The organism is Rahnella sp. PAMC25559, assembly GCF_050632365.1.
In the GTDB taxonomy this organism is placed as follows: Bacteria; Pseudomonadota; Gammaproteobacteria; order Enterobacterales; family Enterobacteriaceae; genus Rahnella; species Rahnella rivi.
Genome location: NZ_CP192543.1, coordinates 115,808 through 138,599, shown reverse-complemented (window position 1 = coordinate 138,599; position 22,792 = coordinate 115,808). Strand labels below are relative to the sequence as shown.

Genomic DNA, 22,792 nt, shown 5'->3' with positions numbered 1-22,792 from the left:
GACATGGAAAATACTACTCAAACACATTATGGTGACGGTGATAATGTGTTAGGAGGTAAAATTGACTACAATATTGAAAACGCAAATTTCTATATTGGAAAGAGCACTGTAATTCCTGGCGACTTGAAGTTACCCATTCAAGAAATTCTCAAACTTGTTTCAAATAGAAATACGGATGATGCTCGAGATAAATTGAACTTCATATCAAGCATAACTAACCTGAGTGATGAAGTACACTGGTTGTTAAATTTAATTGATGTAAGGTGCGATCTCATTGATGATGCAAATAGCCAAGTTGATTTAGGTAACTTGCAAAGAATAATCTCCTCATCCAATGACTTGATGATCAAAGACTTTGCTATTTCTTTGGCATTGAGAGCATCACTTATTCAAGAAGGGGAAGTGGAAGCCAGAAATAGGCTTATGGCTTATAGCATTTCCGGTAACTACAGCAAAGCTGTTGTTCTCGAACTTTTCTCAAATAAACAAGAGTTATTGGTGCTCGTTGAAAAAAAATACAATTTGTCAGAAGAGGAATTGATTGGTCTTATTGCCGGATTGATGCGTGTAGGGGTTTCCGATGAGGCTAGTAAACTTGCAAAATATTTGAAAATAAATTATGAAAGCCATAACTCAGAAGTTATTTATTTCTATGCACAGGCTGTTGCTTTAAATCCTTATTTGAAAAATTGCGATTACTGGGTTCTTTCTCAAATAATGAAGAATAAAGTAGACGAATTAACCAATAATATAGTTACGTTTATGAGTGACTATCACGGCAGGGATATCAGACTATTTAATATCATAGTCCCGTTATACATCTTTACGAAGGAACGTAATGTTGTGCTGCGTAACCTATGCCTGGATAACTTAGATTTCATTGAGAAAGTACATAAGGATTTCGCTAAAGAATTTAAATCTATTTTTTTAGAAACTTCATTTGATGAGTCTAATAAAATATCAGTAGCTAAAAGGTGCAAAAATGATAGTGCATATCGTGTAGAGTTCGTTCGTAATGCTTCTAATATGTCTGAGGTTGATATATCTTATTTTCTCTTAGCCAAAGAGGTAATGACCTCTAATGAACTCTACATTTGGGCTCTAAAAGGATTGGAGATTAAAGGTAGTCATAGCGATCTGGAGAGTAGTCTTTATCGTCTTTTGGTTCTGTTAGTTATCAAAGAAAATGAAAAAATTTCGGACGTTATATCAAAAGTCTTAGAGTCTGAAGAGGATTTGTATGAGACTGTTTCATCTATAACCATACTCCTCATTTCCGATATGCTATGCGAAATAGAGCTTCAGTATGATGCATGTGAGATTATGGCTAAGTACGTAGGCGACAGAAAAAAACTTTGGTGTTCACCTTTTGTTATCCAGTATCTTATCAATCTATATTCATGTGCTCGTTATCTTAATTTTCACGACTTTGAAAAAGACATATCCGATGCTGATAAACCAGATTTTATTTATTATCAGTTAATTGAATCTTATCTTTACCATTATCTTCCTAAATCAGCGGAAGCCGTCTTTCCTCGTGTTAACAATTCTAAGGATCTAGAATTCATTGGTCTTAAGTTGAGAACACTTGATTTATTGGGTGAAGAGGCTGAAGTAGAAAAGGAAGTTGACGCATTTGACTGTTCTACAGTTTGTTCACCATCACCAAGCCTATACATATTATTAAGTATTTTATCAAAACTTAGGCGGTTTGATATCATCGAAATTGTATCGATAAATCTTTTTATTATTAACCCAGAAAATCATTCCAAATTTGTTTCAGATGTTGGAAATAATCTTATAATTGGTGCTCAGCGTGGTGAACATACTCCCTCTTATAATTTGGGAAATTGTATATGCGGATTCCAATACGATGATTCCGGTTCTACACTCACTAAATTAATCATCAAGAACAATCAAAAACAAAGTCAGTATTTCCTGGGTGACTCATCCCTCATAGCAATGAGTCTTTTAAGTGCTACACCTGGAATAAAAACACGTGTTGGGAATAAGTTAATTACTTTACACGAAAAGATTCCCCCGTATGTTGCCGTATACAGATTAGCAAATACCATAAGGCATGAGTCAAATGATGGTTCTGACGGTTTTCAGATAATTAAACTACCAGACGAACCTGAGAAAATGTTAGAGAGCTTAATATCTCTTCTGCCACAAAACACAGATAAGCAAGTGATCGATTTTAGTGATAGAGTATTCCTCGGTCTTCAAACAAGTCTTTTGGATAAGAGCGATCCGATAAAGTCTTCTTTACGTCTTCTTACGCAAAAGAAATCTAAATACATTGAATTTATAAATGATGGTTCACCGCTTGGAAAAATTATCTGCACTGATTTCATCACTGTTGTTTATCTTTGCCTGTCATCATTGAGTCAACACTTTGTAAATCAAGGGGTCGAAATACACCTCATTAAAGAGGATATTGAAAGTATTCATGCATGGCTAAATAACATCAGCGATGCTAATTATATGTCTATGAATATTGGTGGTGATGGTCAAGTATTAATAACCACTCCAGAGCAAATAAACATTGCTTTCAAAGGATTTATAAAAAACTTAAAGGCCATTTTGCCTTCACTTGTTCCCCTTGATTTACAAATAACAAACTCGCCGAAAGAGTTTTCTATCCTTGCAAAAGTAGCCACAACTAATTACCTTAAGTTTTTGTATGCTTTAAAAAATACGAGTTTGAAATTTCTTACAATTGATACTCAACTAGCCTCATATGTTCACGCTTGTTTTGGTAGCGATCTTTCTAACACAAATTCGATATTTTTGGATGCTGCCAGAGAAGTAACGTTCTCTTCTCGTGAAGAGGGAGTTCAACTTCATTGTGTTTCTGAATTTCCCTACTCCCTTCCACAATTTGATTTTATGAACCTTTCATCGTCAAAAACAGACTCACATGGCTTATATATTTCTGCGTTAATAAATAAGTATTCAGGTAATTATAATGATAAGATTGAAATGAATACATTTATGCGCTCTGTTTTTTATAGTTATCTTAACAAGGCATTAGCAACGGACTTGATGGGGAATGTTGTCCTTCCAAAAAATAACACTTATGAGGTTAACCCTTATGGGTATAATATTGATAAGGTTTTTAATGCATGCTGTAATGCCATTGTGCGCACAAAGGAAAAAGCTTCCAGTGAGGAAAAGCTATCTGTTTTTATAATATGTCTAACATATAACCTTCGTTCATCCATAATGCATAAATTAATTTCTCAGTTGGCCAGTAATTTTGCATTTGGACATTTTATGGATATAAGAAAAATCAATACACTCTTGCCTATTATAACTGCTGATCTTGAAAACTCTCTATTATCCATCAATAATAACAATGATAAATAAAGTCATAAACCCAGTAGAAACTAAACGACGCATAGTATGGGCTGGTTTGTATCATCCCTGGCCATTTTCGTTATCTTACGTAGATTGGGGTTTACGCATAGAGTGCCTAACTTTCCCCTCGCCCACCCCGCGACGCCGCTTTCCCTTTTAAAATCCGTAGTTTATCCCACCACTGGACGAGCGGGTAAAAATTGATCCTAAACTCGTTCAGGGCTTTACCACCTCTGATATAATCCGAATCGTATTGTGAGTATCCCGTCAAAACGAACCATTCTCTTCCAGAAAAATTCCGGCAATTTAACGTCCGTTCATCGCTCATAGCGGACCTTGCTTGGGACGTACTTCCGCTTTGTGCCAGAAGCGGGCGTTAAATTTTTTCGACTTAACTATAAGTCTCAATAGTGAAACGTTAATGATGAAAAACAATGCGTTTAAGTTTTAATTTTTTGAAGATTGAAAATATATAAATTAGTTAAACTTAATATCTTTGGCATCAGATGCCTGAGGTGACATTTGGGTAGAAAGGAGCAGTGATGAGAAAGGTAAGCTATAGACGATACACGGATCTTCCGGCGCTAATTCAGATTTTAACAAACAGAAAACTGACTCTTCTCGACCCTTCTTTCTGGGATGACAAGAATGACTCTTACTTTCTTGCGACCTATAAGGAGAAGAAGGAGTTACAATCAGTGCTTGCGCTATGTTTCACTAAAGAATCAGAGACATACCATCATTGGCGGGTGTTCTCATCCGGAGCTTCTGGAGTATGTGTTAACTTCGATTCCGAAAAACTTGAGACAGCGTTCTCCAAAGCCAAAGGAGTGAAATTTCAAGAGGTAACCTACCTCGCCTTGAAGGAGTTGCGTGATAATCGTCCAACGATTGCCCGTTTACCATTTGTTAAGCGAATACCTTACAAGCATGAAAAAGAGTTCAGAGCATTGTGGGAATCAGAGTCCGATAAAGCTTTCTCCCTCGATGTCCCGATTGATATTTCTTCAATTACCAGAATAACTCTTAGCCCATGGATGCACCCTAGCTTGAGGGTGAATGTTGTGAAACTTCTTAAAATAATAGATGGATGCAAGAGCATCCCTATTGTGAGGTCAACATTGATTGAAAATACGCAATGGAAATCATATGGAACAAGTGCAACATAAGAATCAAATGAACGTATGTTTTGCAACATCATATAGCGAGATAATATAGTTTTTGATCTCTCAACGTCCGATCTTCGCTCTCAGCAGACCTTCAGCGTCACGTGTTTGTCTGCTGTGTGCCAGTCGCACGCGATCCCATGCTGATCGACGGTGTCTTTCAGATGTTGAAGTCCGTACTGTAAAAGGCGGCGATAAGTATGCGCCTGCTCCAGCTCAGCCGACGTGCTGCCGACGGTATGAGGCAAATCGATAACAAATCCCGAATTACGTGCCGAGGCATTATCCGCAACATCCAGCGCTTCAAGCACCACCACGTCTTCGTGCGGACGAAGTTCGGCAATTCGCCGTGCAAATACCAGCCCCGCAAACCCGGCGCCATTCACCAGCCAGTCAGCCGTAACCTTACCGTGCAAGCCGGGATGACGTGGCGTAATACCCCGCAGCGCGGCCCAGCCATTGATATTTTGATCAAGAGGTAAATGTTTAATTTTCATCGGTGAGTCATATCGTTATCCCTGGTGGTGCGATCCTAATAGACAGCCGTATAGATGTCTAATACGTAATTGGGCTAACGATATGCCGCAGCAGGAGATCCGCGTGGGGTAATTTGCGCTTACAAAGGCGAGCGGAAGAAATAGTCTCTCTTCGACGATCGATCGGCCGATCCGGCTCGTATCTATAATTTCGATAGTGATATCGAAATTATCCGTTAGAGCAAAGATGAGAATTACTTTAATAATAGCAACGTGAGCATCGTGTTGAATATTTAGCATTATAACGAGAACACTTATTTCCATGAAATTGAAAAAATAATATGGAGTATTAAATGTTTATTCGGCCACTTAAATTAACTCAGCACGTCGATGTGCAGGGTCAAAAAAATGCAACTACGGTGGTGCTTCTTCATTCTTTGGGGACGGATTTGCACCTTTGGGATTTGCAAATGCCGCGTCTGAGTGAACGTTATCGCGTTGTTCGCCTGGACATTCGCGGGCATGGATTAAGCGCAGTCGACGCTCTGCCATTTTCAATGTCAGATTTGGCAGACGATGTCGTGGCGGCGCTGGATCATCTTCAAATCAATGAGTTCTATGTGGCAGGGGTGTCAATCGGCGGGACAATAGCGCAATGGATTGGATTTAAGATACCCAAACGAGTTAAGGGAATGATTATTATTGATACTGCACTTGTGAATGCCGCCCCGCCTTCGCTCTGGCGAGCCAGGGCTGAAGATGTATTCCATCACGGTGTCGAACATCTGGAGATGGGAATTTTAAGCAAATGGGTGACACCGAAATTTATCGACTCGCCTTACGCAGACGGGATGAAGCAGATGCTGCGCCGGACAACCGTTGAAGCCTTCGCGGGTTGCTCTTATGCCATCGCCGATACCGATCTGACCGATATGACTATTCCGGGGGTAAGGGCTGTTGTGGTGAGAGGGAGCGAGGATCAACTTACGCCCCCGGACTACGCGCAACGGCTGGCCGAAAAGCGTCATGCAGAATTGCATACCCTACCCGACGCAGCGCATTTACCGAATTTTGAGCAACCCGAGGCGCTTACTGATGAAATCGTCTCGTTTATTGAGAAGAAGGATACGCATTAACACTCGGAGTGAATCTTATGAATCGTCGGTTGTTTATTGGCGCAAGCCTGAGCCTGTGCGCAGGTGCTTTAATGCTTCCTGCCGCATTAAAAGGGTTAATGGATCAGGAGGGCGATCTCCTCGAGATGGAACTGAAGGGGGGAACCGTCACCATCCGTTTATTTTCCGATTTAGCCCCCCGGCATGTTGAACGCATAAAATCTCTGGTGCAGGCCAAATTTTACGATGGCATGCCGTTTAGCCGAGTCATTGAGGGTTTTATGGCGCAAACGGGTGATCCGATAAAAGAGACAGGGCTGGATTACATGAGGTTACCGGCGCTGACCGCAGAATTTAATCCTCTGCCTTTCGAGCGAGGTACAGTCGGCATGGCCAGATCACGGCATCCCCACAGCGCCAGCCATCAGTTTTTTATCACCTCCGCCAGAGCAGGGTATTTAGACCAAAAATACACGGCTTTTGGGCAAGTCACGCGTGGCATTGAGTTAATTGATAAGCTCCGCCAGGGGGAGCCTGAAATAGGCACGGTGGTTAATCCGGATATCATAAAAAGCATGAGGTTAGTCTCTGCCAGAGCAGTATAAACCGCCAACGGGTTAATTATTCATTCGAAGGAGTCGATGTAAAATGCCCAGCATTACGCTCTATACGTCTGCAAGCCATCGGTTAGATGCAGATTCTTTTGTGGAATTTTCAACCGCTTTAGCCCTTCTCGCCAAAGAGATACTGAAAGCGAAAGAAAATAATATTCACATCAGCGTTCTCACCGCAGAGATAGGTTTTGGCACGCCGGTCTACTTTGAAGCCAGGCTCAGGCAGGAAGTTTTCCGAACGGTGTCCGTGCTGGATGAATTCATGCATCAGGTGGATTTATTAATTAAGGAGAAGACAGGAGTCACAGCGAGAATTCGTTGTTTCTCTTTTGACGCGAGTAATATTTATGCAAAGAACTAAGGAACAGATTATGAATGCCAATTTTCCAACCAGAGATCTCGGCGATACAGAGGTCATAGCGGTGAGCGATGGATATTTGCAGGTCGGGTTCGGAATGCTTTCAAATGTGGATGAACAAGAGTGCGAGGAAATTCAGCGCAGCGCACAAGTCAGTGAACTCAATGCGGTGCATATCAATACCTTCTTAATACGCAGGAAAGGAAAAAATACTCTTATTGATAGCGGGGCAGGTGGTGTTAAGGGATGGGGAGGCAGGCTGATTGCCAATCTCGCCAGGCTGGATATACAACCTGACGATATTGACGCCGTTCTTCTCACCCACGCACATCCAGACCATATTGGCGGTTTATTAAGTGCAGAAGGTGAAGCTGTATTTTCGAATGCCGAATTGATCATCAATGGCGATGAATTTAATTATCTGGAAGACGATGAAAATTTCGCTGCCGTCAGTGACCGGATAAAAGGCAATTTCCTGTTAGCGCGGAGTATATTTAAAAAGTATCAGAAAAGTCTTCGCCTGGTCGACAATGGCGAGATATTTCCCGGCGTTTTTGCCATCCCGCTGAAAGGTCACACGCCGGGGCATACGGGGTACCGGATTGAGGGCAGCAAAAGCAGTCTGTTGATTTGGGGTGATATTGTTCATTTCCCTCATATTCAACTGCTTAAACCGGAGGTTGCCATTGCCTTTGACTATGATCCTCAACTGGCGGCAGAGACACGTACTCACCTGCTTGAGAGGGTTAGCCTGGACAAGATCCTGGTCGGTGGTATGCATTTTGGTGAGCAAGGATTTGGTTATATTGAAAAGCGTAAATCGGGATATGGGATCGTCGATATCGAATAGTTAACAACTGTAGGTATGACGTTCTGCTCTGAAATGAATTTATTTCCTGACCGGCAACGCAACGTGGCATTTTTGGCGATATACCAGACCCACTGACGTTGCCTTGCCGTTATTAATTTTTTCCTGTGTAACATTGTCGCTATACAACTGAATAAATTTTCCGGCATAAAATCCTATCCTCAGGGGGAACGCAATGAATCCTGCAATAAACAGAGAAATAAGTCTTGATGCTATTCACGGTGACGTAAATGAAGTAGCGAGTCGTCAGTCAATCACGACAGATAAATTACCGCCACCGCCCAAATTGCCATCGCTTACGGGAAGCAGATTCTGGGCTGCTTTTTTAGTATTTTTATTTCACTCATCGCTGGCCAGTGATCTCGCTCCATTTTCAGATCCCACTGTTCAGCATATTTTCACTGTTATCATGGGTAAAGCGGGTTGGCTGGGTGTTTCATATTTCTTCATACTCAGCGGATTTATTATGGTGTGGTCCGCCAAAGATAACGATACCGTGGGTGATTTTTATCTGCGACGGTTTGCAAAGATTTATCCCACCCACTGTCTGACCCTGGTAATGGCGTTCATTATTGGTGCCATCAGCATATATCAATATAAACTATGGACATCAAATCTTCTGCTATTGAATACCTGGGTTGATGATGTTCACTATTTTTTTGTAGGTAACAGACCCAGCTGGTCTCTTTGCATAGAGGCAATGTTTTATCTCTCTTTTCCCTTTCTTTTTAGAGTCATGAAGGCAATACCTAAAAAATTCGATTTACTTGGATTCACAATCGTTACCGCGGCATCCTTATTGGTTCAGACGTATATTTATCTTTGGGTTGAGCCAAACACGATGATGGGGGCATTTCCTATTTCACAGCAGCACTTTTGGATTTCGTATATTTTTCCTCCATCACGCATCTTTGAGTTTCTGGCCGGTATGTTTGCAGCACGGTTGTTGATGAACGGACGAGCACTCGTACTGACGAAAACGGCTTCGCTTGCCCTGCTTGCCGTGACTTACATCGGATCCATGTACATCCCGTACCAATTCAGTATGAGTGTAGTTTTCATTATTCCTGTCTGTTTATTAATTATTTCGATTGCGGGTGATGATTTAAAAAACCGAAATACAATGCTGAACGCTAAAACGTCTGTGTGGTTAGGAGAGATATCTTATGCATTTTATATGGTTCATTTTTTAGTGCTCTTCTATTTCCTCAATCTCACCGCCGGGAGAAAATTCAGTTTACCGGAAGGTATTATGCTTCTCGTCGTTGCGTTAGTTCTCACCGTCTCATTTGCATCATTCTTGTATAAGTACTTTGAAGTGCCAATGATGAAGTTAATCCTGGAAAAGTGCAGAAAGAAAGGGTTTTTGATTCTGCGTAAGCCGGCATAATCTTTGGCAGGGAATTGATTCTCTATTTATCAAAAAGCGTTTATTCCGAAAGATTTAGCATATTTTGAGTGGGAGGGCATACGCCAGAGGTATGCTCTCAACCTCTGTTTGATGAGTGGCCATCAATAAGATAGGGAATTTGTTCCTGTTTACGCCGAAAGAGTTAATAACCGATATTGTGCAGTCGGGGATCCTGAAAAACGGAGGTCATTATGCCTCTGAATTTAGTGCTATCCAGGTAAGGTGAATCGGTACGGTAAACAAGTTCTATTTTGAAGTCATTGAACTGGCCACAGAGTTCGTGAATTTTTATCTTGTTTTGCACTTCGCCGCTGATCGAACAACGTAATACCAACGACACGCCTTTTCCCGCAGCAATGCTCGAGAACAGCACGGGATAGGATCCGCATTCGACTACGCGCTTAGGGGTGATATGCCCTTCACTGAAAAGAACATTATAGTTGCGGGTAGTGGTTGCACATTTCTTGCTGCTAAGCAAAAAAACTTCGCCATCCAGACTCGAGATATCTTTTATGGTTGGGTAATCTTTCTCAGTGATAATGACCAGTTCACTGGAGAGTAATATGGAACGTGCATGTTGGGTATTTGAAAAACCTGCGCCGATGATGACCGCATCAAACTCGTTTTGATCAAAAGCGCTGAGTAAGCTTATGGTATTTCCAATTGAAATATCTATGTTCCAACCCAAATCATGTCCTAAATCGATCAGTGAAGTGACAATATAGGGTGGCAAACATTCTAAAATGCCAATACGTATATTAAGTTGACTACTTTTAGAGTGGGAAATGTTGTTTTTACAATCATCTGCAAGGTTCAATATTTTAAGCGCGTAGTCATAAAGTATCTGGCCTTGCGCAGTCAGTGAGCATCCATCGTTTTTTCGATCTAATAGGGTGACATCCAGGTTATCCTCCAGGCTCCTGATTCGGTGGGATATACTTGACTGCACTCGATTAAGACGTTCGGCTGCCTGGGTTATGTTTCCTGTCTCCACGACTGTCACGAACGCAAGAAGTTCACTTAGCTTCATTTGAGACCTCATGCTAAAAATTAGTTCACCGTCACAACAATTATTTATATTCTGTATTAATAAGTTTGTCACTATGTTTTAACCCCCCTGGAGATGCAGGTCCGATCACTTTTTGGCCACGTTAAGGGTGGGTCAGTATTATTACTCTTCAAACAGACATTAATTCTGAATTGTGAATTATAACAACAGACTCTGCTTACACTTCCTCTCAGTAGCTCATTTCCCTGACCAGCACATTATTTTCAATAGGAATATTGTTACGGCATCAATATTTTCGATGAATCCCTCGATTTTATTCGTTGGTATTTTATTGCCATGCCAATTAGGATTAGATTTGTGATGGCGAATTATTTCCATATAAATCAATTCGTTATCCATATCTATTTTCTGCATTTATATATTACTGGGTCTCCATGACTTGTATTTCGATAATTCATTTTTTGGTTATGGGATGAAATATGGCGCACGCAGAGTTTGATGAGCTAATGGTTCAGCTGGTTGACTATGCCTATGAGCAAGCAACTTTCGATAATGAGACTTTACAACTGGCCCGTTTTTGCCTTTTGGATTCGATAGGTTGCGCGATTGCCGCGTCTACCGATCATGACTGTATGAAACTGATGGGCGCTGCTCAGTTCAGCAAGAGCCGGGACGGTGTGCCGGTTGCCGGTACCGGGCTAAGACTAGGACCTGTCGAAGCGGCCTTTCATATCGGTTCGATGATCCGCTGGCTGGAGTTCAATGACACATGGCTTGCGCAAGAGTGGGGGCATCCGTCCGATAATCTGGGCGCTATCCTGGCGGCCGCAGCATGGCAGAGTCTGGCAGCCGCGGATAAGCCAGCGACTGACATGACGGCAGTGTTGAACACGATGATTCGCGCCTATGAGATCCATGGCGTGCTGTGTCTGTCGAACTGTTTTAATGCGCTGGGTATTGATCACGTTGTATTGGTTAAGGTGGCTTCAGCGATCGCCTCTGCTCAACTGCTCGGTTTGTCAAAAGACCAGGCATTAAGTGCACTTTCCAACGCGATTATCGACGGCCATTCTCTTCGAACCTACCGGCATGCGCCCAATGCGGGAACGCGTAAGTCCTGGGCCGCTGGTGACGCGACGGCGCGTGGCCTGCAACTGGCGCTGTTCGCGCAAAGTGGCGAAATGGGTTATCCCACTACGCTGACGGTGAGTCGGTGGGGATTCGATGATGCGGTTTTGAGAGGCAAACCCTTTAATCTGTCGCGTAACCTGTCAGATTTTGTCATTAAGAATATCTTGTTCAAAGTCCCCAACCCTGCTGAATACCATGCCCAGACTGCGGTAGAAGCGGCCATTATTCTTCGTCAACGGATACTTGCCGCCGGTTTCTCTCCAGAAAGCATCGAGTACGTGCGGGTGGAAACAACGCGTCCGGCAATTCAGATCATTGATAAATCAGGGCCGCTGAATAACTCCGCCGATCGCGATCACTGTCTCCAGTACATGGTTGCGGTAGGGCTTCAAACCGGAAACCTGACGATTAAGGATTTCCACGAGCCGCTCGCCAGCGATCCTTTGCTGGATGCCCTGCGATTGAAGATTACCTGCACTGAACGTCCTTCCTTTACAGAGAGCTACTACGACGCAGAAAAGCGCGCCATTCCGAATGCGCTCTTTCTGAAATGTCATGGAATGACGGAGGAACTCTCTGAAACCATCGAATATCCGCTCGGACATGTCCGTCGTCGTGACGAGTGTTTCGAGGCGCTGCTCACCAAATTCCATCTGAATCTTTCGGACAGCCCGCTGGGTGACCGGTCCCATATTCTGGCCGAAACCCTAGTTAGTGAATCGAAACTGGATGCCATGTCCGTTACCGACCTCCTGAGAATGTTTTCCTGGGACTAGGCCGCATCTAAAACACTTTCAGTTATTCCTTTAGCGCGAGGTAGTGAAATGAAAAAAGCAATACTGGTGGGTTGTGGAGCGGAGATCGGCGCAAACCTGCTGATTCAAAATGATCCGGCGAAGGATGGTTTTGCGATTCAAACTGTGGTCACGAATGCGCCTTCTTTAGATAAACATTATCCTGAACTGGGTCCGATTGATGGCATCGTTGCCCGTCTGGCGATGGCGCATCCCGGCATCCAGTCTCAGATCAACATTATCGATGGCAACACCCTCAACATCGACGGGCGTGAAGTGCACTTTTTCTTCGGCGATCTTGCCAAAGAACTTCCTCCGCAAACGGGTCGCTTCGACATTGGTTTTATCGCGACCAGCAAACTGGACATGGACAAGAACAGCCCTGTCGCCCGTAACATGCAAGAACTTGCCGATGTAGTGCTGGGCGTGGCAGAGGCCAATGAACTGCCGAGTATCTATGGCTGCCTGGAAGATCTTACCCGCGATGATATTGGCACGATACAGCGTCAGGTGGTCGATTCTGGCATGTATTGCCTCGGGTCGTGTCAGACGAATGGGATGCATGCCTCGCTGCGCGTATTGACCGACGCGCTGAGAACCATCAATTGCAATGCCTCGCATATCGTGTCGGTTGAAACCGATATCGTCCATCCGGATACGCCTAACGGTGTACTCGGTACCCGATCCTTCGAAGGCCGCCTTCAGGATGCGCGCGACAACCTCCGTCCGAGCTTCTCACAAATCGCCATGAGTCAGGACAAAGTGATGCCCTGGGCACCGTTAGTGAATACCGTTTCATTACGTGCACCGGTACATGCGCCGGGATATCAGATAAACCGTTTTATCGTAAAGGATGACGGCGCGTTGAACAGGGGGCTCATCGAGGAGGCGATTGAGCGAGTGAGCGAAACACATCCTCATGTTGTTAAGGCATCCCGAAGCCCTTTAGGGAGCCGTGCGTATGCTTACGAACGCAGGTGCTCAACGATTCTCTCAGACAAGAATCATCTGCTCATTCTCCGTCCTGCCTATCTGGCAAGCCAGAATTTGAGTGAAATCATTATCCAGTCGTTTGTTAATAACACCGTCGGCTATAGCGCTGTTGTTCGTGCCGTTGCGCGCAGCATCGCGCTTGGCCTGCCCGTTGCCACTTTCCAGGGGATTGAAAAATGACAAGCTCACACACAGTCGATTTCTTGAGTTCAGGCTTCGTCGTGAAGACAGCCATGTCCGAAATGTTCAATGGCAAGCTGAAAGCAGAAGTGGATCAGATACGCGCGTTGCACGATATCTATCCGGAACTGATGGTTCCGGTATTACACGACGGGCTGGCTGCCGGGCGGCAATTTTATATTCTCGAAAAGATGGATTCCCTGCCTTTGTGCAACATCGTGTTCGACGACCAACGGTCGCTGGCTGAACGCCGGATGATCGTGAGAAATGCACTGGAAAGCGTGCAGAAAGCCATCGGCCTGGAGTCAGAGGCGCCGTCGACGATGACCCATGATATGCCCGCCAGATTATTGGAAGAGTGGGAAGGTACGCGTTTTGCACACGAGCTGTTTGATAAACCTATTCTGCTTAATGGCGCGCGATTTTGCATAACGGCAAGGGAGGTTTTCGAAAAATCTCTGGAACTGGCCAGAACCGAAGAGTTCAGATCGGTAGAAAAAGCCCATTTCAATTTTCATTTTGGCAATGTGCTTTATAACGAGGAACACGCTCAGACCCGCTTCATCGACCCTGATTTTTCGGTCAGGGGGCTTGACCCGCTTTTCGGCTTCTCCCGATTTGCCTTTTCGTTTTGGCATGAACTGGCGGCCGAAGTGAAAGATGCCGTCAAAATGGTCCCCATGACTGATGCACTGATGTTTGTGCTGGCGAAGCCAGACTACGGCAGCATCCTCAGCGAGATCCCGGAGTTAGGCGGTATTTCAGGTCTGCTGCCGCTGATGGGGGAAAGTATGCGAAACCGGTTCTATGTCCTCACGACCTATTGTTTCCTGAGAAGTATCCGGATCAACGGCAGCAAACAACCCTGGAAAGCACCGCGTTCTCCCGTTGTAGCCAGCCCCGAAGAAGTGTTGATGCTGGGTCTGCTGACCTACCTCGAAGGGCCGAGTGCCGAGACTGAAAGCCTCTGTGCGTGATTCCCATTCAATATAGGATGTTAAGGATATGTCGTTGGTAAGCAGCAGTACCTTAGAACAAGGATTTGAGGCCCCAAGGCGCTATATGGCAGCTGCGGCCATTTTGATTGGTGTGATAATGGCGGCGCTGGACAGTTCCATCGTCAATATCTCCTTACCCACTATTTCCGAAGCATTACAGGTGGATTCGGCCTCTGTCATCTGGGTGACCAACGGCTATCAGGTTGCCAGCGCTGCAACGATGTTGATCTGTGCATCGCTGGGTTCGAGGATAGGGGAGCGGCGCTTCTACACGGCGGGCATGGTGTTGTTTACGCTGGCATCGCTGGGTTGCAGCCTCTCCTCGACCTTTGGCATGCTGGTGGCCATGCGAGTCCTTCAGGGGGTGAGTTATGCGGTGATGATCAGTGTCGGGTTGGGTCTCTACCGCGTTATCTTTCCGCCGAATGCGTTGGGAACCATTTTAGGGCTGAATGCGCTGGCATTTGCGGTGGGTACGGCCATTGGTCCTGCGTTAGGTGGCCTGATCATCTCCTATCTTGACTGGCCCTGGTTGTTCTATATCAATATCCCGTTGGGCGTACTTGCCATTGTGTTCTCGCTTATCTCTTTGGGCGTCGATACCGAGAGGGAAAAAGGCTTCGATTGGGGAGGCGCTATCACTTCCGCCGCCGCCTTAGGGCTGATGGTCATGGCTGTTGATCAAATCGGACGCTGGGACAGCCGCATACTGATACTTTGTGGCGTCGCATCGGTGGCGCTGATCGCCATCTTTCTTAAAGCGCAGACGCGTTCAAAGAACCCGCTGCTGCCTCTCGATATATTTCGTTCCCGGAGATATAGCTTCGCGGTGATCTCTTCTGTCTCAATGTTTGTGGCTCAGGGGATGGCGCTGGTCGGTTTGCCCTTTGTACTGCAGCATGCCTATCACTATTCTGTCCTGGAATCGGCGTTCATCTTTACACCGTGGCCAATTGCCGTTGCAATCTGTGCCCCGGTCGCTGGCAGGTTGTCCAACCGTTTAAATCCTACTCAGATATCGACGGTCGGCGTGATGATTTTCTGCCTGGGTTTAGGGTCTCTGGCTCTGCTGCCGGAAGCGGCGACGGTGAATGATTTTCTTTGGCGTGTGGCGGTGTGTGGGGTGGGTTATGGACTCTTCTTGCCGCCGAACAACAAAGAGATGTTTTCCAATGTCGCAGGGAATCGAACAGTAACGGCCTCGGGGGTATTGTCGACCGCCAGAACTGCCGGACAATCTATTGGTGCGGCGTTGGTGGCAATGGTGATTGCACTTTTGAACGGATTGACGGGGCACGCGAGCGCGCAGTTTGGCGTCTATGTCTTTGGGCTGGCGTGCCTTATCTCCGCATTATCGACTTTCACAAGCATGTTACGCCTGCACCGGTAATAAACTGGACAGACATTCGGCTGCATTGTTCAGCGGCGAGGGTTTCTTCAGTAGCCGGGCATGAAAAGCAAAAAGCCCGCTTAAGTTTTCTTAAGCGGGCTTTTCTAATTTGGCTCCTCTGACTGGGATCGCCTTTGCCAGTAACTGGCTAATATGAAAGCCAAACCTGAAAACTCTCCCTGTCAAGACCACCAGAATGACCACCAATTAAAACTGGTTAAATAAAACTGATTTGAGTAGTCCCGTGCATTTGGTGATCGCTATTATTGTCACATCTATAAGGGCTGTCAGTTATGTGCCAAAAGCGGCCGTTGGGTGCTGAGTGGTGGGAACAGTGATGCTCGAATCAAACTGATGATAACGACGTTTCTGAAAAATTATGTGACCTTTTAAACCTGTCCACTCAGGATTTCTGTAAATTCTCTGCGCTTCCTTGTTGCCCACTCAGGTTTGATGGAGAGCATTAAACTATATTGTTTTCGAAAATAAACATACCTGAATTCCGTTTCAGGTGAGCTATTCATAGCAGCATACTCTGTAGCCAGCCCAACCACACCACACTCAACAAACCAATAAAGAATCTCATCATCACTGAGGGTCACTTTACGCGCTATTTCGGCACCTCTTTCATTGACAATGAAATGATATTCTTTGCCATGAATTTCCAGATATGGAGTCGCCATACCATCAGATCTGTCAGGGATGGTGAAGTAATAATTGGGTCTTATTCCCCCTCCAATTTTTTCACCGATTTTGAGAAGTTCTGCGCGTAACTCTAGGATATTTTTCATGATTTATTTTTTTGAGGGTTAACCATTCGTTCCAGACATGCTCCGCATCAATATCTTGATAGCCCCGGCTTTTAGTCATGTCTCTGGCAATTTGTGTCGGTAATTCAATAGCGGTAGCATTTCTCGTATCGCCTCAGCCTCATGCCTCAGCAGTTCACGACCTCTTTCTCTTTTGCTTCAAGCAACGTAACAAGTGACGGGATGAATACAACAGCCATTTCAGTAAGTCTCCATCAATCACTAAATTTGAATCATTTTGGCATAAGTAGCAGGCTGTTATACACCCTTAATAACCAATGAATAATGACGAACATTCCCTATGGCATCAGGTTCTGATGTCCGCTCTTCGCTCATAGCGGACCTTACTAACTTCATTTTAAGCTCATGCGCGGGGAGCAGGTCAGAGGGACTTCAATTACGCCTTAAATTAGTAATACCTTGTGTGGTAAGGCCTCAGTTGGTGATCGACTATTGTTCAGAGTACTCAGACCCTTGGAGCCGTGTTTCCCCCTCAAAAATGATCCACATTTTACCCAAAACGCTAGGATTTGATGGGATTTATACAGTCTCGTACTACGGTATCTATTCCCGAAGATCTAGGCGGCTCGAGGCCTGAAGAAGTTCTCCTTATTCCATTCTGGAACTAATCATTCCTTTTCGTCATTTCAGATCAATTATTGCCTGCACGTATAGTCGGGATATTCATTCTGGTTATCAATTAAGGCTTTTGTGGACTATCTACCAATATTTGCCGACCTCAAACAACGCCCGGTACTGGTGGTGGGAGGGGGCGAAGTCGCTGCTCGCAAAATCGATCTTCTCCTGCGTGCGGGCGCGCAAGTCCGGATAGTCGCGCAGGCACTTTCCTCTGAGCTGGAACAACGCAGACAGGCCGCGGAAGTCAGCTGGCTGGCGCAGGCTTTTCTGCCGGAACAGCTTGATGATGTGTTTCTGGTGATTGCAGCTACTGACGATGCGGCGCTGAACGCGGAAGTGTTTGAGCAGGCCAATCAGCGCCACGTCCTGGCGAATGTGGTCGACGATCAGCCGAAGTGCTCCTTTATTTTCCCCTCGATTGTCGATCGCTCGCCGATTGTTGTCGCGATTTCCTCCAGCGGTAAAGCGCCGGTGCTCGCCAGAATGCTGCGAGAGAAGCTGGAAACCTTACTGCCCACCAGCCTGGGGCAAATGGCTGATATTGCCGGTCGCTGGCGTGAGAATGTGAAAACGCAGTTCACTTCGATGCGTGCCCGCCGGCGTTTCTGGGAACAGGCGTTTGCCGGACGTTTTGCCAGCCTCGCTTCTGCGGGAAAGCTCGCAGAAGCGGAGCAGGCGCTGCAACAGCAGCTGGAAAACGCGGAAGACATCTCGCAGAGCGGAAATGTCACGCTGGTCGGCGCAGGGCCGGGTGATGCAGGATTACTCACCCTTCGCGGGCTGCAGGTGATGCAGCAGGCCGACGTGGTGCTTTACGACCATCTGGTCAGCGAAGAAGTGCTGGATTTAGTCCGTCGTGATGCTGACAAAATTTGTGTCGGTAAACGTGCGGGCAGCCATTCTGTCGCGCAGGAAGAAACCAATCGTCTGCTGGTCGAACTGGCGCAGCAGGGGAAAAAAGTCGTACGCCTTAAAGGCGGTGACCCGTTTATTTTCGGGCGCGGCGGCGAAGAATTACAGGCGGTGCAGGCGGCGGGGATTCCATTCCAGGTGGTACCCGGCGTGACAGCCGCCGCAGGCGCCACGGCCTATGCCGGGATCCCGCTGACTCACCGTGATCATGCGCAGAGCGTGGTTTTCGTGACCGGGCATTGCCGCCCGGAAGACGACGGCGTGCAGTGGGAAACCCTCGCCAAAGACAAACAGACCGTGGCGATTTACATGGGCACGCTCAAAGCGGCTGAAATCAGCCAGCAACTGATTGCTCATGGACGCGCAGCGACAACTCCCGTTGCGGTGATCGGACGGGGAACGCGTGCGGATCAGCAGGTGCTGACCGGCACGCTCGATAATCTTGAACATCTGGCTCAACAGGCGCCGACACCGGCGTTGCTGGTGATTGGTGAAGTGGTCGCACTTCATCAGCAACTGGCGTGGTTTGGGCATCATCCTGAGACTGACGGCACTCAACGCCCGTCGGTTGTGAATTTGGCTTAAAGGATCTGTTATGGACGAAAAACGACTGACTCATTTGCGGCAACTGGAAGCGGAGAGTATCCATATCATCCGTGAAGTGGCTGCTGAATTCGCCAACCCGGTGATGATGTATTCCATCGGGAAAGATTCCTCGGTCATGCTGCATCTGGCACGCAAAGCCTTCTTCCCCGGCACGCTGCCGTTCCCATTATTGCATGTGGATACCGGCTGGAAATTCCGCGAAATGTACGATTTCCGTGACCGTACGGCAAAGAATTACGGCTTTGAACTGATTGTGCATAAAAATCCGGAAGGCGTGGCAATGGGCATCAATCCGTTTGTCCACGGCAGCGCCAAACATACTGACATCATGAAAACCGAAGGGTTGAAACAGGCACTGAGTAAACACGGCTTTGATGCGGCTTTCGGCGGCGCGCGCCGTGACGAAGAGAAATCCCGTGCCAAAGAGCGTATCTACTCCTTCCGTGACCGTTTCCACCGCTGGGATCCTAAAAACCAGCGCCCTGAGCTGTGGCACAACTACAACGGCCAGATTAACAAAGGCGAAAGCATTCGCGTTTTCCCGCTCTCCAACTGGACTGAGCTGGATATCTGGCAGTACATCTATCTGGAAAACATCGAGATTGTTCCCCTGTATCTGGCCGCGCCGCGTCCGGTACTGGAGCGCGACGGTATGCTGCTGATGGTGGATGACGACCGTATTGATCTGCAACCGGGCGAAGTGATTGAGAAGAAGATGGTGCGTTTCCGTACGCTGGGCTGCTGGCCGCTGACCGGTGCCGTTGAATCTGAAGCACAAACGCTGCCGGAGATCATCGAAGAGATGTTGGTATCAACGACCAGTGAACGACAAGGACGCGCCATCGACCGCGATCAGGCCGGTTCGATGGAAATGAAAAAGCGTCAAGGGTACTTCTGAGGAGCCGCAGCTAATGAATAACGCAATTGCACAACAAATCGCGGAGCAGGGCGGTGTCGAAGCTTACCTGCACGCTCAGCAACACAAAAGCCTGCTGCGCTTCCTGACCTGCGGCAGCGTCGATGATGGCAAAAGTACGCTGATCGGGCGACTGCTGCACGACACCCGTCAGATTTACGAAGATCAGCTGTCGTCGCTGCATAACGACAGTAAGCGTCACGGGACGCAGGGCGAGAAAATCGATCTGGCATTGCTGGTGGACGGCTTACAGGCTGAACGCGAGCAGGGCATCACTATCGATGTCGCGTACCGTTACTTCTCCACCGAGAAACGTAAGTTCATCATCGCTGATACGCCGGGGCATGAGCAGTATACGCGTAACATGGCCACAGGCGCCTCGACCTGCGATCTGGCTATCCTGCTGATTGACGCCCGTAAAGGCGTGCTGGATCAAACCCGTCGCCACAGCTTCATCGCCACGTTGCTCGGGATCCGCCATCTGGTCGTGGCCGTGAACAAAATGGATCTGGTGGAGTACAGCGAGAGCGTATTCGAACAATTTAAACAGGATTATCTGGATTTCGCTCAGCAGTTGCCGACCGATCTGGATATCAAGTTTGTGCCCCTTTCCGCACTGGAAGGCGACAACGTTGCCACGCCAAGCGACAAAATGAGCTGGTACACCGGCCCGACGCTGCTCGATGTGCTGGAAACCGTCAACATCATCAATATCCGCGAACAGCAACCGATGCGTTTCCCGGTGCAGTATGTAAACCGTCCTAACCTCGATTTCCGCGGGTATGCCGGTACGCTGGCATCCGGTTCCATTCGCGTCGGGCAGAAAGTGAAAGTGCTGCCTTCCGGTGTGGAATCAACCGTGGCGCGTATCGTCACTTTCGACGGTGATTTGCAGGAAGCCTGGGCGGGCGAAGCCATTACGCTGGTGCTGGCCGATGAGCGGGATATCAGCCGTGGCGATATGCTGGTGGATGCGAATGAAACCGTGAAGTCAGTACAGAATGCCAAAGTTGACGTGGTCTGGATGGCGGAGCAGCCACTGAGCGTCGGCCAGAGCTACGACATCAAAGTGGGCGGCAAGAAAGCCCGCGCACGTGTAGAAAATATCGACTATCAGGTCGAGATCAATTCTCTGACACAGCGCGTCGTGGAAACACTGCCGCTCAACGGTATTGGTCTGGTGGAACTGGCCTTTGATGAACCGCTGGTGCTGGATAATTATCAGAGCAATGCGGTCACCGGAGGCATCATTTTCATCGACCGCCTGACCAATGTGACCGTCGGTGCCGGTCTGGTACGTGAAGCGCTCGAACAGGTTTATCAGGAGTCCGATAAATACAGCGCATTTGAGCTGGAGCTGAACAGCCTGGTTCGCAGCCACTTCCCGCACTGGGGCGCCCGCGACCTGCTGGGTGGCAAATAAGATGGCGTCACCGGATAGCCTTTCACTGAAAGATGACAATGTTGTCTGGCATCCGCACGCCGTTACGCGTGCGGATCGTGAAAAACAGCACGGTCATCGCGGGGCGGTCTTGTGGTTTACCGGGCTTTCGGGTTCGGGGAAATCCACGGTGGCCGGGGCGCTGGAGCAGGCGCTCCATGCCCTTGGCGTCAGCACCTATTTGCTCGATGGTGACAATGTGCGCCACGGGCTTTGCCGCGATCTGGGTTTTACCGATGACGATCGTCGTGAAAACATCCGCCGTGTGGGTGAAGTCGCCAAACTGATGGTGGATGCCGGGCAGGTGGTGCTTACCGCCTTTATCTCGCCGCATCGTGCCGAGCGTGACATGGTGCGCGAGTTGCTGGAAGACGGGCAGTTTATCGAAGTGTTTGTCGATACGCCGCTGGCCGTCTGCGAAGCGCGTGATCCGAAAGGGTTGTATAAAAAAGCGCGTGCCGGTGAGTTGAAAAACTTCACCGGTATCGATTCAGAATATCAGCCGCCAGAAGCGCCGGATGTGCATCTTGAAGGTGAACAATTGGTAACACATTTGGTTCCCCAATTATTAGATGTGATGCGCCGTCGCGGTATTATCAATCCCTGAATGTTGCCGGCCAAACGCCAGAGAGCGTGCCGGTTTACACTGAACACAGGGATCATCTATGCAGGCTTTATTCAGCAGACTGGTCAGCCGGATCTGGGTTGATCGTATCAGGGGAGACAACGCCCCGGTACCCCGGTTAGCGCAGACCTCAGACGGCGCAGAAAACGAAGATCCTTCTTACTCCATGCAGGGTGGGTTTATCGGGTTCGTTTGTTACTGGCTGGCGCTGGCGATCCCTTTTTGGGTATATGGCTCCAACACTCTGTTTTTTCTCCTCTATACCTGGCCCTTCTTTCTGGCACTGATGCCGGTGTCGGTACTTATCGGTATCGCTTTCAGTATGCTTTTCCGCGGCGGATGGCTCATCACACCCGCAGCCACCGGTATTTGCGTGATTGGAATGTTCTGGACCGTCTTCTCATTTCTATCCGGCTGGTAACAGCAATGACCGCCTGGTAACAGCAATAAAGAGTACAAACCGGATCCTGTGAGGATCCTTTTTTGCGGCGTTTTACTGGCGATTTTCCCGGCAATTCTTTTCCACGATGTAAGCCATTGTGTCATTCTCACCCATTATTGCGTGTGTAAGTCTGATTCTCACCGGCATTTATCCCGCCATAGTGGAGTCAGAAGGAAAGTTGTGGGATGATTGCCCGGCTTTTTTAGGGGGCGGGGATGGGCAAACTCACACTGCTGTTACTGATTTTACTTGGCTGGTTACAGTATTCACTGTGGCTGGGCAAGAATGGTATTCATGATTACGTTCGTGTAAACGATGACGTTGAAGTGCAACAAGCCAACAACGGCAAACTGAAATCACGTAACGATCAACTTTTCGCAGAAATCGACGATTTAAACGGCGGTCAGGAAGCGATTGAAGAACGCGCACGCAACGAACTGGGCATGTTAAAACCCGGCGAGACTTTCTATCGTCTGGTGCCAGACAATAAACGTGCTCCGGGCAGCAATGTTTCGCAAAATAATTCGAATCCATAG

At 47.2% G+C, this 22,792-nt stretch carries 20 protein-coding genes; 17 read left to right on the top strand and 3 right to left on the bottom strand.

What is annotated here, in order from left to right; genetic code table 11:
- Positions 1 to 3: 3 nt before the first annotated feature.
- Complete coding sequence (locus ACQZQY_RS01965; protein ID WP_431296538.1) at positions 4 to 3,372, top strand: hypothetical protein; 3,369 nt, start codon at positions 4 to 6, stop codon at positions 3,370 to 3,372.
- 533 nt (positions 3,373 to 3,905) lie between these two features.
- Entirely contained in the window at positions 3,906 to 4,532 is a 627-nt protein-coding gene (locus ACQZQY_RS01960; protein ID WP_431296537.1) for a DUF2971 domain-containing protein, read from the top strand.
- Between the two features lie 80 nt (positions 4,533 to 4,612).
- On the opposite strand, the gene ACQZQY_RS01955 is transcribed toward ACQZQY_RS01960, so the two are convergent.
- On the bottom strand, positions 4,613 to 5,026 hold the full coding sequence (locus ACQZQY_RS01955) for an FAD-dependent oxidoreductase (RefSeq protein ID WP_431296536.1): 414 nt from the start codon (positions 5,024 to 5,026) through the stop codon (positions 4,613 to 4,615).
- A 332-nt stretch (positions 5,027 to 5,358) separates the two neighbouring features.
- Here ACQZQY_RS01955 and ACQZQY_RS01950 point away from each other — a divergent pair, with 332 nt between their 5' ends.
- The 5 genes from ACQZQY_RS01950 to ACQZQY_RS01930 all read left to right on the top strand — a co-directional run bounded on the left by ACQZQY_RS01950 (position 5,359) and on the right by ACQZQY_RS01930 (position 9,350).
- Positions 5,359 to 6,141, top strand: a complete 783-nt coding sequence (locus ACQZQY_RS01950; protein ID WP_122096442.1) for an alpha/beta fold hydrolase — start codon at positions 5,359 to 5,361, stop codon at positions 6,139 to 6,141.
- Positions 6,142 to 6,158: 17 nt separating this feature from the next.
- Positions 6,159 to 6,725 (top strand): peptidylprolyl isomerase, encoded by a 567-nt coding sequence (locus tag ACQZQY_RS01945; protein WP_136377489.1) that lies wholly within the window; start codon positions 6,159 to 6,161, stop codon positions 6,723 to 6,725.
- 43 nt (positions 6,726 to 6,768) lie between these two features.
- Positions 6,769 to 7,095, top strand: a complete 327-nt coding sequence (locus tag ACQZQY_RS01940; protein WP_431296535.1) for a hypothetical protein — start codon at positions 6,769 to 6,771, stop codon at positions 7,093 to 7,095.
- Between the two features lie 10 nt (positions 7,096 to 7,105).
- Positions 7,106 to 7,942, top strand: a complete 837-nt coding sequence (locus ACQZQY_RS01935) for an MBL fold metallo-hydrolase (RefSeq protein WP_217202697.1) — start codon at positions 7,106 to 7,108, stop codon at positions 7,940 to 7,942.
- A 193-nt stretch (positions 7,943 to 8,135) separates the two neighbouring features.
- Positions 8,136 to 9,350, top strand: coding sequence for an acyltransferase family protein (locus ACQZQY_RS01930; RefSeq protein ID WP_431296534.1), 1,215 nt, complete (start codon positions 8,136 to 8,138; stop codon positions 9,348 to 9,350).
- 163 nt (positions 9,351 to 9,513) lie between these two features.
- Here the strand turns inward: ACQZQY_RS01930 and ACQZQY_RS01925 are convergent, their stop codons facing one another.
- Positions 9,514 to 10,401 (bottom strand): LysR family transcriptional regulator, encoded by an 888-nt coding sequence (locus ACQZQY_RS01925; protein WP_431296533.1) that lies wholly within the window; start codon positions 10,399 to 10,401, stop codon positions 9,514 to 9,516.
- Between the two features lie 458 nt (positions 10,402 to 10,859).
- Between ACQZQY_RS01925 and ACQZQY_RS01920 the strand changes: the two genes are divergently transcribed.
- From ACQZQY_RS01920 to ACQZQY_RS01905, 4 genes are read left to right on the top strand one after another with little or no spacing between them, the layout of a single operon-like run.
- On the top strand, positions 10,860 to 12,287 hold the full coding sequence (locus tag ACQZQY_RS01920; protein ID WP_431296532.1) for a bifunctional 2-methylcitrate dehydratase/aconitate hydratase: 1,428 nt from the start codon (positions 10,860 to 10,862) through the stop codon (positions 12,285 to 12,287).
- A gap of 48 nt (positions 12,288 to 12,335) precedes the next feature.
- Positions 12,336 to 13,478, top strand: a complete 1,143-nt coding sequence (locus ACQZQY_RS01915) for a hypothetical protein (RefSeq protein ID WP_431296531.1) — start codon at positions 12,336 to 12,338, stop codon at positions 13,476 to 13,478.
- Positions 13,475 to 14,455 (top strand): hypothetical protein, encoded by a 981-nt coding sequence (locus tag ACQZQY_RS01910; RefSeq protein WP_122096435.1) that lies wholly within the window; start codon positions 13,475 to 13,477, stop codon positions 14,453 to 14,455. Before ACQZQY_RS01915 ends, ACQZQY_RS01910 begins: the two co-directional genes overlap by 4 nt.
- Positions 14,456 to 14,483: 28 nt before the next feature.
- A complete protein-coding gene (locus tag ACQZQY_RS01905; RefSeq protein WP_122096434.1) occupies positions 14,484 to 15,866 on the top strand; it encodes an MFS transporter in 1,383 nt (460 codons plus the stop codon).
- Positions 15,867 to 16,255: 389 nt separating this feature from the next.
- Here the strand turns inward: ACQZQY_RS01905 and ACQZQY_RS01900 are convergent, their stop codons facing one another.
- The gene (locus tag ACQZQY_RS01900) at positions 16,256 to 16,657 is read right to left on the bottom strand and encodes an Imm63 family immunity protein (protein ID WP_431296530.1); all 402 of its coding nucleotides are present in this window, start codon (positions 16,655 to 16,657) and stop codon (positions 16,256 to 16,258) included.
- A 729-nt stretch (positions 16,658 to 17,386) separates the two neighbouring features.
- Here ACQZQY_RS01900 and cysG point away from each other — a divergent pair.
- The 6 genes from cysG to ftsB all read left to right on the top strand — a co-directional run bounded on the left by cysG (position 17,387) and on the right by ftsB (position 22,792).
- On the top strand, positions 17,387 to 18,811 hold the full coding sequence (gene cysG / locus ACQZQY_RS01895) for a siroheme synthase CysG (protein ID WP_056772839.1): 1,425 nt from the start codon (positions 17,387 to 17,389) through the stop codon (positions 18,809 to 18,811).
- Between the two features lie 10 nt (positions 18,812 to 18,821).
- Entirely contained in the window at positions 18,822 to 19,730 is a 909-nt protein-coding gene (gene cysD / locus ACQZQY_RS01890; RefSeq protein ID WP_056772835.1) for a sulfate adenylyltransferase subunit CysD, read from the top strand.
- Positions 19,731 to 19,743: 13 nt separating this feature from the next.
- Entirely contained in the window at positions 19,744 to 21,171 is a 1,428-nt protein-coding gene (gene cysN / locus ACQZQY_RS01885; RefSeq protein ID WP_431296529.1) for a sulfate adenylyltransferase subunit CysN, read from the top strand.
- 1 nt (position 21,172) lies between these two features.
- Complete coding sequence (gene cysC, locus ACQZQY_RS01880; protein ID WP_056772831.1) at positions 21,173 to 21,796, top strand: adenylyl-sulfate kinase; 624 nt, start codon at positions 21,173 to 21,175, stop codon at positions 21,794 to 21,796.
- A 58-nt stretch (positions 21,797 to 21,854) separates the two neighbouring features.
- Positions 21,855 to 22,235, top strand: coding sequence for a DUF3561 family protein (locus ACQZQY_RS01875; protein WP_082465706.1), 381 nt, complete (start codon positions 21,855 to 21,857; stop codon positions 22,233 to 22,235).
- 236 nt (positions 22,236 to 22,471) lie between these two features.
- Positions 22,472 to 22,792 carry a cell division protein FtsB gene (gene ftsB / locus ACQZQY_RS01870; RefSeq protein WP_056772828.1) on the top strand — a complete coding sequence of 107 codons (321 nt, stop codon included), beginning with the start codon at positions 22,472 to 22,474 and terminating at the stop codon, positions 22,790 to 22,792.